At 35.8% G+C, this 13,940-nt stretch carries 4 protein-coding genes and 1 pseudogene; all 5 read left to right on the forward strand.

Going from position 1 to position 13,940, the window contains the following annotated elements; genetic code table 11:
• Positions 1 to 12 precede the first annotated feature (12 nt).
• Positions 13 to 10,626, forward strand: a complete 10,614-nt coding sequence (locus tag QZN33_RS06640; RefSeq protein WP_296790318.1) for a non-ribosomal peptide synthetase — start codon at positions 13 to 15, stop codon at positions 10,624 to 10,626.
• A 14-nt stretch (positions 10,627 to 10,640) separates the two neighbouring features.
• The gene (locus QZN33_RS06645; protein ID WP_296790192.1) at positions 10,641 to 12,320 is read left to right on the forward strand and encodes an MATE family efflux transporter; all 1,680 of its coding nucleotides are present in this window, start codon (positions 10,641 to 10,643) and stop codon (positions 12,318 to 12,320) included.
• A 232-nt stretch (positions 12,321 to 12,552) separates the two neighbouring features.
• A pseudogene (locus QZN33_RS06650) lies at positions 12,553 to 12,803 on the forward strand (50S ribosomal protein L21e).
• 5 nt (positions 12,804 to 12,808) lie between these two features.
• Positions 12,809 to 13,156, forward strand: coding sequence for an RNA polymerase Rpb4 family protein (locus QZN33_RS06655; protein ID WP_296790194.1), 348 nt, complete (start codon positions 12,809 to 12,811; stop codon positions 13,154 to 13,156).
• A gap of 149 nt (positions 13,157 to 13,305) precedes the next feature.
• Positions 13,306 to 13,932, forward strand: coding sequence for a DUF655 domain-containing protein (locus tag QZN33_RS06660; protein ID WP_296790196.1), 627 nt, complete (start codon positions 13,306 to 13,308; stop codon positions 13,930 to 13,932).
• The last annotated feature ends 8 nt before the right edge of the window (positions 13,933 to 13,940 follow it).

Here is a 13,940-nt window from a genome sequence, read left to right on the forward strand (position 1 = left end):
CTAAAAGAGTTCCTGCAGGACAAACTAACCAAATACATGATTCCAACCGCATACATGCAGCTGGATGAAATGCCACAAACACCAAACGGAAAAACAGACGTGAAAGCTCTGCCGGAACCAAAATTAGACCTAGAAAATATTAAACCGGAAACTGAACTGGAAGAAAAACTCTTCGAAATGGCTGTAAAACTCATCAATACCGATCAGTTCGGTGTAACTGATGATTTATACGCAATAGGATTTACTTCATTAATATTAATGAAATTCAACTCAGTCATTTATGCTGAAATGGGAGTTAACCTGGATATTGCAATATTATTCAATGATCCGACTATCAGAAAACTCGCATCAGAAATTGAAAATACTGATGAAGACACCAGTTTAAGCGAAATTATCGAACTGGCAAACAACATGGATTACCTGCCACTGACAGATAACCAGATCGGTGTATACTATGAATGTATGCAGAGTCCTGACGAAATCAAGTATACCATGCCGACTACAATGAGATTAGGCAGCGACGTTGATGCAGATAAATTAAAAGAAGCCGTTATTAAAACTGTAGAAGCTCACCCATATCTTAAAACAAGAATCGTAATGGATGATGAAGGTGAAGTGAAACAGAAAAGATGCGATGATATTGCAATAGATGAAATCGAAATTGCTGAAGTTGATTCCATCAGCGATGAAGAAATGATAGAAAATGACGTAAAAGCATTTTCATTAGATGACGAGCAGCTGTTCAGAGTCAAAATATATAAAACACCTGAAGAGACCGTACTGTTCACTGATTTCCATCATTTAATTACAGATGGAGTATCACAGATTAATTTCTTTGATGATATCGCCAATGCTTATGATGGAAGAGACCTTAACGAAGAAATCGTTGACGGTTATGTATTCAGCCTTCTTGAAGATAAACAGAAAAACAGCGATGCTTATGAAAAAGCTAAGGAATTCTTCGATGAGAAATTATCACATGAAGTCGAATCTACCGTATTAACACCTAACGTTAACGGTGATCCTGATGAAGGTAAATTAAAATATGTTATTGAAACAATTGATGCAAATGAAATTAAAGAATTCTGTAACCGCCATTCATTCAGTCAGAATTCATTATTCCTCTCAGCACTTTCATTGACATTGAACAAATACACCTTCAGCAATAAAACATTAATAACAACTATCTTTAACGGAAGATCAAATCCATACTACTACGATACCCAAGGATTCCTGGTAAAAACACTTCCATTAATATTTATCAGTGAAAACAGACAGGAAACAATCAAAGAATTCATAAACAGTGTTGATAAGACCTGGAAAGACACTATGAGCAACAGTATTTATCCATATGTTAATGTTGCTGAAGATTATCAGCTGAAACCGGAATTTTTCTTCACTTATCAGGAATTCAATGAAACAGAACCTCGTATGATAAACGGAAAAGTTTGTGAAGAAAGAGAACTGATATCAGAAGAGCTGAACGCAACCGAATACAAGATTAACTTTGATATTGATGTTTCAAAAGAGTCAATAGACTTCGTAATTCAGTATAATGATGAATTATACACCGAAGAATACATTAAAACATTTATAGAATCAATAAAACTTGTTTTAAAACAGTTCATGGAAAATGATGTTAATGAACTGATGATTGGCGATGTGGAGCTGGAAACTGCAAAAGAAATACCTACATTCTCTCCTGTAGAAACTCCGTTTATCCACAAACGCTTCGAAAAACAAGTCCAGGCAAACCCCGATAGCATTGCTCTTGTTGCAACAGATGCAACATTAACCAATAATGAGCTCAACATGAAAGCAAATCGCATAGCCAATGCACTTATCAGAAAAGGTGTAAAAGCCAAAAGCAATATTTTAGCAATGCTTCCAAGGGACAGCAACTTAATAGCTGCAATAATTGGTATTTTAAAAGCAGGATGTACATTCATCCCTATTGATTTGGAATATCCTAAAGAGCGTATTGACTACATTTATGAAAACAGTCAGGCAGACTACATCATTACCGCTGACGGAAAAGGAGACAATGCGCTGGACATATATGAACTGCTTGATGAGAAAAATACCGCAAATCCTGATGTGGACATTTCACCTGATGATTTGGCATACATGATTTACACCTCAGGTTCAACAGGACTTCCTAAAGGAGTAATGATCGGACATAAAAACGCATGTAATCAGGCCGAGTCAAATCCTAAATGTGAATACAATAACCTGTTAAGTATCGCTACAATCGCATTCGATACATCCCTGGAGGACATCTTAACAGGTATTACAAACGGCATTAAAATAATATTTGCTAACGATTCAGAAATTAAAAACATTGTCGATTTAATCAGACTGATTGATGAAAACAAACCTGAAGTAATGGAATTCACTCCTTCAAGACTGATATCCTATCTGGAAGTAGAGGAATTCTGCGAAGTAATCAGTTGTGCAAAATGTATTGTAATGGGAGGAGAGCAGTTCTCAGCAAAAGCATTCGACGGAGTCAAACAGTACACAGACGCTAAAGTATACAACAGTTACGGACCGACAGAAGCAACAATCGCATCCAACTACAAAGAAATCACTGATCCTGAAAACATTACAATCGGAAAAGCACTTAAAAATTACGTAACTGAAGTAAGAGATATCGACGGAAAACTCCTGCCTAACGGAGTAATGGGAGAGCTCTACATCGGTGGTGTCGGCGTAGGTAAAGGATACTACAACATGCCGGATAAAACCGAAGAAGTATACCTTAAAATCAACAACATCCCATACTACAAGAGCGGAGACTATGCAATAGAACTTCCTGACGGAGACATCGACATCAAAGGAAGAATCGACAACCAGATTAAACTCAGAGGATTAAGAATAGAAATCGGAGAAATCGAATCAAGCATCAACAAATTTACCAATATCAAAAACGCCGTTGTTGTAATCAAGGAAATCAACAACAACGACCACTTATGCGCTTACTTCACAGCTGAAAAAGAAATTGATAAGGATGCATTGAAGGAGTTCCTGAAAGAGAGGTTAACCTATTACATGGTTCCAACAGTATTCATGCAACTGGACGAAATTCCTCAATTGCCAAACGGTAAGACAGATACCAAAAAACTGCCTGAACCTAAATTGGAACTTGAAAATGTAAAACCTGAAAACGAAACCGAAGAAAAATTATTCGAAATCATCTCAGAGCTGATCGGAACCGATGAATTCGGTACAACTGATGATTTGTATGCTATAGGATTCACTTCTTTAACATTAATGAAACTGAACACATTAATCTATAAAGAAATGAATGTAAACCTTGACATTTCAATATTGTTCAACAGTCCTACCATCAAAAAGCTTGCAGATGAAATTTTAGGCAGTGAAGAGCAGACATCACAATTAAACGAGCTTATTGAAATGGCTGATGAGATGGAATACTTCCCTCTTACTGAAAACCAGTTAGGTATTTACTATGAATGCATGCAGAATCCTGATGAAGTCAAATACACTATGCCTGCAGTTACCAGATTCGGTAAGGAAATTGAAGCTGATAAATTAAGAGAATCAATTATTAAAGTAATTGAAACTCACCCATATCTTAAAACAAGAATTGTAGTTTCAGATGATGGAGAGTTAAAGCAATATAAAAACAATGATGCTGAAATAGATGAAATCGAAATCGTTAAAGTTGATTCAATAACAGATGAAGAAATTACAGAAAATGACGTAAAAGCATTTTCAATTAACAATGAGCAGCTATTCAGATTCAAAATATATGACGGCAATGATGAGACAGTATTATTCTCTGATTTCCACCATATAATTACAGACGGTGCATCACAGGCAATATTATTTGAAGATCTTGCTGAAATCTATGAAGGTAAAGATATTACATCTGAAATCGTTGACGGATATGTATTCAGCCTTATTGAAAATGAAATGAAAAATAGTGAAAGATATGAATCCGCTGAAAAATTCTTTGATGAGAAATTATCACAGGAAATCGATTCCACCGTGCTGACACCTGACCTTAACGGAAATCCTGAAGACGGAAAAATCGAATTTACCGGCAGACATATTGACCTTACAGACATTAATGAATTCTGTCTTGAAAATTCAGTTGGTCACAACTCACTGTTCATGTCCGCACTTATACTGAACCTGAATAAATACACATTCAGTGATGATACCCTGATAACAACAATATTTAACGGAAGAACAAATCCAAACTATTACAACACTCAGGGATTCCTGGTAAAAACACTTCCATTAATTATTAAGAATGAAGACAGAGATCAGACAATTGATAAATTCATCAAATCTGTAGATAAAATATGGATTGATTCAATAAACAACAGCATTTATCCATATACCAAGATTGCAGATAAATATCAGTTAAAACCGGAAATATTCTATTCATATAATGAAGGTTCCGGTTCCGAAAGTCTTGTAATCAACGGCAATGATTATGAAAACTATGAACTCACAGATGCTACTGAAGAGACTGAATATAAAATAGACATTGCAGTATTCAAACAGGACACTACCCTTGGAATCGGTATATCATATAATGACCAGTTATATTCCAAAGCCTATATTGAAACATTCCTGGATTCAATTGAAACTATTTTAGACCAATTCGTCAACAATGACATTAAGACAATGAGAATCTGTGATGTTGAACTTGAAACTACTAAAGAACTGCCGACATTCACACCTCTTGAAAATCCGTTTATCCACAAACGTTTCGAAGCACAGGTTGCTGAAAAACCGGATGAAATTGCACTTGTTTCAAATGGAAAAGAGTTCACATACAAAGAATTGAACGAGTTAAGTAATAGAGTTGCAAACGGATTAATCAGCCGTGGAGTCGAACCAAGACATAATGTTTTAATCATGCTGCCGAGAACCGAATCATTAATTGCATCAATAATCGGTGTTTTAAAAGCAGGCTGCGGATTTATTCCGATAGATATGGAATATCCTCAAGAAAGAATTCAGTACATCTATGAAAACAGTCAGGCAGATTATATAATAGCTAATGTGACATTTGAGGGATCATTGGATATTAAAGACCTGCTTGAAGAGGAAAATATCGAAAATCCTGACGTTGAAATAAATCCTGACGATACCGCATACATGATTTATACCTCAGGTTCAACCGGAAAACCTAAAGGAGTAATGATCGGTCATGAAAATGCATGTAACGAAACTGAAGGAAACCCTAAATGTGAATATGACAATTTATTAAGTATCGCTACAATCGCATTCGATACATCTCTCGAGGATATCTTAACAGGTATTACCAACGGTATTAAAATCATCTTTGCAAATGACTCAGAAATCAAGAATGTCGTTGATTTAATCCAGCTGATTAAAAAAGAAAAACCGCAGGTTATGGAATTTACTCCGTCAAGGTTACTGTCATATCTTGAAGTAGATGAATTCTGTGAAGTAATTGACTGCGCCAAATGTATAGTTATGGGCGGAGAACAGTTCTCAGCAAAAGCATTCAACGGAGTCAAACAGTACACAGACGCTAAAGTATACAACAGTTACGGACCAACAGAAGCAACAATCGCATCCAACTACAAAGAGATTACCGATCCAGAAGTTATTACAATCGGAAAAGCGCTTCAAAACTACGTGACTGAAGTAAGAGACATCGACGGTAAACTCCTGCCGCAGGGAGTGATGGGAGAGCTCTATATCGGAGGTACAGGTGTCGGTAAAGGATACTACAACATGCCTGAGAAAACCGAAGAGGTATATCTCACAATCAATGATATTCCATACTACAGAAGCGGAGACTATGCAATTGAGCTTCCGGATGGAGAACTGGACATTAAAGGAAGAATCGACAACCAGATTAAACTCAGAGGATTAAGAATAGAAATCGGAGAAATCGAATCCAACATATCCAGATTCCCAAATATCAAACAGGCAATTGTTGTAATCAAGAAAATCAACAACAGCGAACATTTATGCGCCTACTTCACAGCAGAGGAAAATATCGATACAAAACTCCTCAAACGTTACCTCCAAAACAAGCTGACAAAATATATGGTGCCTACAGCATTCATCCAAATTGATGAAATGCCTCAGACCCCTAACGGAAAAACAGACATCAAGAGACTGCCTGAACCTTCCCTATCACTTGATCTGGTTGAACCGGAAACAGAAACCGAGAAAAAGATATATGATATCGTTTCATCCCTTACAAGTGCTGAAGAGTTCGGTATTACAGATGACCTCTATTCCTTAGGATTCACTTCACTGACACTGATGAAACTGAATTCAATGATTTACAATGAAACTGAAGTAAACATTGAAATAACTGACCTGTTCAATAATCCGACAATTCAAAGCCTTGCAGATAAAATAGACAATAACCTTGATGTTCAAATTGACATTAAGGAACTTATCAATACTGCAAAATCAATGGATTTATTCCCACTGACATCAAATCAGTTAGGTATCTACTACGAGTGCATGCAGACAGAAGAAATCAAATACACAATGCCTTCCACAATACGCTTCGGCAGTGATATTGATCCGTCAAGACTTAAACAGGCTATTATAGATACTATTGAAGCACATCCATATCTTAAAACAAGAATCATAACTACTCCTGAAGGAGAATTAAGACAGAAAAGATGTGACGATGCAGAAATTGATGAAATTGAAATTGTAGAAGTGGATTCAATCACAAATCAGGAGATGATGGATAACGATATCAAATACATTCCACTGGATGACAATCAGCTGTTCAGATTCAAGATTTATCAAACCCCTGAAGAAACTGTGCTCTTCTCTGATATCCACCACATTATTACAGACGGTGTTTCAATTGATCTTCTTTTCGAAGACATTATCAGCATGTACAACGGTGAAGATATCAATGAGGAAATTGTCGACGGATATGCTTACAGCTTAATTGAAGAGCAGCTCAGTGAAAACGAAGTTTCAAAAGAGTACTATAAAAACAAATTTGCTCAAGGATTTGAATCTACCGTTTTAACTCCGAATTTAAACGGAAATCCTGATGAGGCTGAAATCAAACTTATCGGTGAGAGAATCAACTCCAATTTCGTAAGATTATTCTGTCAGGATCATTCAATAAGTCCGAACGTGCTCTTTATGAGTGCTACAGTCCTGGCCTTAAACAAGTTCACATTCTCAGACAAGGCACTGATAACCACTATCTTCAACGGAAGGTCAAACTCCAATTACTACAATACCCAGGGAATGCTTGTAAAAACACTTCCTATAATGGTGAGCAGTGAAAACAGGGAGATGATGATTGAAGACTTCATCAAAGTAGTGGACAAAACATGGAAAGATTCATTAGTGCACAGCAATTACCCATATACAAAACTTTCCGAAGAGTATCAGCTGAAACCTGAATTCTTCTATGCTTACCACGGTGCATTTGAAACCGATAATCTGGAACTTAATGGAAACCGCTATGCTATGGAAGAACTTGACGGCACTGTTGCAACAGATTATAAAATCAACATGGACATTTACGATGACGGAGAAAACATTGGAATGTATATTGAGTACAATGACCAGATATACTCAGAGGATTATGCAAACGAATTCATGAGATCTATAAAATACATACTCTTCCAGTTCTTCACAAACGACATGGACAAATTAAGAATCAGTGAAATTGAACTTGCACCAAACTTCATGCTTCCTGAGTTTGAAGAGCTTGACAATCCTATCCTGCATAAACGTTTCGAAGCACAGGTAGCTGAAAAACCGGATGAAGTCGCTCTTGTTGCAAGTGATGAAACACTGACCTACCGGGAACTTGACGATAAGGCAAATCGTATAGCAAATGCATTAATCAGAAAAGGTGTTAGACCAAGAAGCAATATATTGATTATGCTTCCTCGTACTAGTGACCTGATTGCTTCAATTATCGGTGTATTAAAAGCAGGTTGTGCCTTCATACCACTCGATTTAAAGTTCCCTAAAGAAAGGATTGAGTACATATATGAAAACAGTCAAGCAGATTACATAATAAATATAGATGGCATCTCACCAAATTCACTATCCATTAAAGAATTGCTTGAAGAGGACAACACATCCGCTCCTGATGTAAGCATTACAAAAGATGACCTGGCATACATGATTTACACTTCAGGTTCAACAGGAAATCCTAAAGGTGTAATGATCAGCCATGAAAATGTATGTAACGAAACTGAAGGAAACCCTAAATGCGAATACAACAACCTCTTAAGCATTGCAACAATCGCATTCGATACCGCACTTGAAGATATCCTCACAGGCATAACAAACGGTATCAAAATCATCTTTGCAAATGACGATGAAATAAAAAGCATTGTTGAGCTGATTAGCCTGATAAAACGTGAAAGTCCGGAAGTAATGGAATTCACACCGTCAAGATTACTGTCATACCTTGAATTTGAAGAGTTCTGCGATGCAATCGGATGTGCTAAATGTATCGTAATGGGAGGAGAACAGTTCTCAGCAAAAGCATTCAACGGAGTCAGACAATACACTGATGCAAAAGTATACAACAGTTACGGACCGACAGAAGCAACAATCGCATCCAACTACAAAGAAATAACCGATCCTGAAAACATTACAATCGGAAAAGCACTCAAGAACTACGTAACTGAAGTAAGAGACATCGACGGCAAACTCCTGCCTAAAGGAGTAATGGGAGAGCTCTACATCGGAGGTATCGGAGTAGGTCAGGGATACTACAACATGCCTGAGAAAACCAAAGAAGTATACATGACCATTGATGATATCCCATACTACAAGAGCGGAGACTACGCAATAGAGCTTCCTGACGGAGACATTGACATCAAAGGAAGAATCGACAACCAGATTAAACTGAGAGGTTTAAGAATAGAAATCGGAGAAATCGAATCCAACATTTCCAACTTCCCAAATATCAAACAGAACATCGTTGTCATTAAGGAAATCAGAAACAACGAACATCTATGCGCATACTTCACAGCAGAAGATGAAATCAACAAGGACGAGCTTAAAGCATATCTGAGTGAAAGACTTACCCAGTATATGGTTCCAACAGTCTTTATGCAGATTGATGAAATGCCGCAAACTCCTAACGGTAAAACTGATGTTAAAGCATTGCCTGAGCCTAAATTAGAATTGACTTACGTAGCTCCTAAAAACAAGATGGAACAGACAATCTGTGCAATATACTCATCCATTTTGGACATAGACATCGTCGGTGCGGAAGACAACTTCTTTGAAATAGGAGGAACATCACTTATAGCATCCAAGCTAATCATTGAACTGCTCAAACAGGACTATAATGTGAAATATGATGATATATTCAGAAACCAGACTCCAAGAAAACTGGCAAGCTTCCTTTCAGGTGATGAAATGTCAGATGACCTGGATGTTGACATCATTGAAAACTATGATTACTCAAGGATTAATAGCCTTCTTGAGAAAAACACCTTTGAAAACTTCGCAAAAGGTACAAATCTGGAATTAGGAAATGTGCTGCTTACAGGAGTTACAGGATTCATGGGTATCCATGTATTATACGAATACATTAAAAATGAAGAAGGAACACTGTACTGTATGCTGCGTAAAGGTAAATTTGACAGCTGTGAAGAACGTTTAATCGATTTAATGAATTATTACTTCGATGAAGACTTAAGCGACCTTATCGGATCACGTATCATATTAAGTGAAGGAGACATAACCGAACTTGATGACTTCAAAAAGCTGGACGAATATCCTATTGACACAATTATCAACTGTGCGGCTATCGTAAAACACTACACTCACGACGATTACATCTTCAGAGTAAACGTAGACGGAGTAATTAACGGACTCGAATTTGCTGAGGCAAATAACATCAATTACGTCCAAATATCCACTACAAGTGTTTTAGATGAATACACAGAAGACACAGACATTACAGATATCCACTGTGATGAAAGAACCCTTTACTGGGGACAGGACTTATCCAACAAGTATCTCAACAGTAAATTCCTTGCAGAAAGAATGGTTCTTGAAAAGGCACTTTCCGGCCTTAACGTGAAAATCATCAGGGTTGGAAACCTTATGGGACGTGACTCAGACGGTGTGTTCCAGAAAAACTTCGATACAAATGCATTCCTGAACAACATCAAAGCTATCAAAAACTTGAAAGCCACTATTGCACCAATATCTGAAGAAATGGTTGAATTAAGCCCGATTGATTACGTTGCAAAAGCAACTCTCGAACTGGCTAAAACACCGAAAGAATGTACAGTATTCCATGCAGTCAGTGACAAATTAATACCTAACAGAGACATATTTGATGTTATCAGCTCATTCGGATATCCTATTGAAGAGGTCAGCCCTGAAGAATTCAGAGAAATCTATGAGCAGAATATGAATGAAAATATTCAGGGAATGATTACAGCCGATTTATCCATCAACGATTTCGATTTGGATGAAGATGCAGACATCGAAGAATATGAAGACGATGACGGCGAACTTGTCATGATTGACCAGACACTTGAAATACTTGATTCATTAGGATTCAACTGGCCTGAATGTGATAAAGATTATCTTACAAGATTTATAAATTACTTAAATGAGGTACATTACTTTGATTAGATGAAGGGGATAAAATGAATTTCAAAATAGCAGACAGCAAATTTAAGGAATTATTACTGCCAACTTTACTTATGGTTATGGCTTTAAACATAAGTTCAGTTGTCGATTCATTTTTCGTAGGGTCATTTATAGGTCCGAATGCAGTTGCAGCAATTGACCTTTTAGAGCCTATGATTCTATTAGTAACCGTTTTTGAATGGTTATTCGGACTTGGAGGACAGATTCTAGCTTTAAATAAAAAAGCAGAATTTGATATTGATGGAAGTAATCGTTACTTTACAACATCCATAGTCGTGTCATTCATAGCGACTCTTATAATGACCGTTTTATGTTTAATGTTCATGGATCCTATCGCTACACTTTTAGGTTCAGATGCAGTTACAAAACCTCTTGTTATGCAATATTCCACATACTTATACGGATGTTTTGTTGTATCTACAGTCGCAGCTGTGCTTGCACAATACATTCGTGTAGACGGTCAGCCAAATTTCGCATCAGCAATTATTATTATAGCTAATGTAGTCAATATCATCTTTGATTATCTGTTCTTATCAGCAGGAATGGGTATGGCTTCAGCAGCACTTGCATCATTTATTGGATACACTGTTGGTCTTGCAGCATGTTTACTATACATCCGCAGCCCGAAAAGAACATTTAGATTCGTGCGCAAAGCACTTGAAATTAAAACTTTCATAAAAACAACAGCTAAAATGATTAAAGTAGGTTTCCCAGGTGCAAGTATCGGTATTTTTGATGTAATATTTGTGTATTTTATGAACCTTTTCCTGGCTGCAACCTTAGGAAATCTGGGACTGACCACATATATGTTATGTATGGATGCGCTGGTACTCGGAAGTATTGTTGATATCGGAATTTCAGAAACCCTGACATCAATTGTTCCGATATATTATGCAAAACACGATTATGCAAATATAAATCATCTGATTAGGCTCTCATTAATAATTACAGTAATCTGTGCAGTAGTACTGACAGTTATCACATGGATATGGCCTCAAGGATTTTTAGCTCTTTACAATTTCAATCATTTAGAAATGGCAGGCTTTGCAATTCATGCACTGCAATTATATTCATTCTTCTTCCTCCTATCAATACTGCCAAACATGTTGGTATTCTATTACGAAGCTATCGAAAGGTCAGTTTTCTCAAGCATCGTATCAGTCCTGTTCACATTAATATTCCCGTTACTTACAGTAATCGGATTATATGAACTGATTGGAAATGATGGAATATGGCTCGGATTTCCGGTCAGCTGTATAATCTCAATGATTTTCATTATCGTGTCTGTTAAAGTTATTCAAAAAAGAGAACCAAAATACGGAGGACTGTTATTTTTTGAAAATGACCTGGTTGATAAAACTGAAAACTTTGTTTTAACAGACAATGATGAAGATGAACGAAAAGAATGTTTGAATCATTTGAAAAACTTGAATGCTGATGAAGAGTTCTGCAACAATACAAATAAGATATTTGATGTGATTTTTGAAACAAATCCTCATGACACATATGTTGAAGTACTGGTTATTGATTATCCTGACAATATCCACCTTGACATCAAGTACGACGGGGAAAAGAAAAATCTTGATAACCTTAAAAAGAAATTCCCTGAAGACCTTCTCAAATATGCGGAAGTTCTGGGATTCAATACCATCGAATATGTTATGGACAAAAGCTAAATATATTTTAGCTTTTAATTTTATTTTTTTTAAAAATTTTGAATTCGGCAATTTTTGCCTGAAAAACTAAAAGTATATTAATGATATTAAACTAAAAATATAATATTATCATATCACTGGATGATAATTTATTATTTTAACACTCTATGTTACTAGTATTTATGGGCATTTACAATACTAGGTCGCTGATAACATAGATTTATACCCAGACTACTAATTAAGAGGTAATAATATGCAAAGATCAAGAGGATTAAAAAGTAGATCCAGAAAAAAAATGACTAAAGTACAAAGACCGGGAAGAACTAACCCAATTACAAACAGACTCCAAAGATTTGAAGAAGGAGATTTAGTTCACATTACTATTATGGTAAAACCGGTAAAATTGTCGGACAAAAAGGAAAAGCTTACTTAGTTGCTTTAAAAGATGGAAACAAAGCTAAAGAGTTAATTGTTAGACCTGACCACTTAAAATTACAAAACTGAGTTTTATGATTGGAAAAGAAGTTATTGAAAGCCAACCTATTCCAGGTTCTAAAGTTAAAGAAGTTCTTGAAGAGTTTAGAGAAAACGATAATGAACTGAACTACGAACAGAACATTACTTTAAACCACCTTGAAAGGTTTAAAAGATTTTCCGTTGAAGACGCAGAGGAAATTGTCGAAAAGCTTCAAAGCGAATTTGGCCTTAGAGAAAAAGTTGCTGTTCATATTGTTGATTTAATTCCACAGGATTTGGCTGACTTAAGATTAATTTTTGCAAAAGAACCGGGCCAAGTTGACAAAGAAGATATGGAAAAAATTTTAGAACTTCTTGAACAATATGATGTTATTGAATAGTTTCATAACTATTCCTTTTTTTATTATTTTTTACCCCATTTAACCGACTTTTTTTAGATATGTTTATTACATTTAAAAATAATATTTATAAATAATATTTATATTATGTCAAATTTTTGACTTATGAAAAACATTAGTGAAGTGATAAAATGAAAAATAATAATAAAAAAGAGAGAACTCCACCAGTGAAAAAAGAAGAATATGCAGTTATTCTTGATTACTTAAGCAGAGGATATGTTAAATCAGACATGTCAAAATTTGGTGGAAAAGCTGTTGCTCAAGCAATTGGTACTGAACAATTCACTTTACTAGAATTAGCTCCGAAAACTGGTGTAGATTTAGAAATTCAAGATACCGTTTACATTGGAAAAGGCAAAAGGGATAAAATCTATAGGGTTTTAGGAAAACTAGATTTCGAAAATTTAACTGCAACCAGTAGAATTGAATTAGAATATGCTATTAGAGATATTGTAGAAGCAAATGAAGAAAAATATGTTGATTTCTTCAATACTACTGATTCATTAAGCACAAGGCTTCACAGCCTAGAGTTAATTCCAGGAATTGGTAAAAAATACATGTGGGACATCATTAAAGCAAGAGAAGAAAAACCTTTCGAAAGTTTTGAAGACATAACCAAAAGACTGCCAACATTAACTGATCCTGCAGGAATGATTGTTAACAGAGTAAAACAAGAATTAGACACCTCCACTGTAAACAGAAGAGGTAAAAATAAATATTACATATTCACTCAAGCTCCAAGAAAACCTAGAAGATAAAGTGATAA

It is taken from the genome of uncultured Methanobrevibacter sp., from assembly GCF_900314615.1.
Taxonomy (GTDB): domain Archaea; phylum Methanobacteriota; class Methanobacteria; order Methanobacteriales; family Methanobacteriaceae; genus Methanocatella.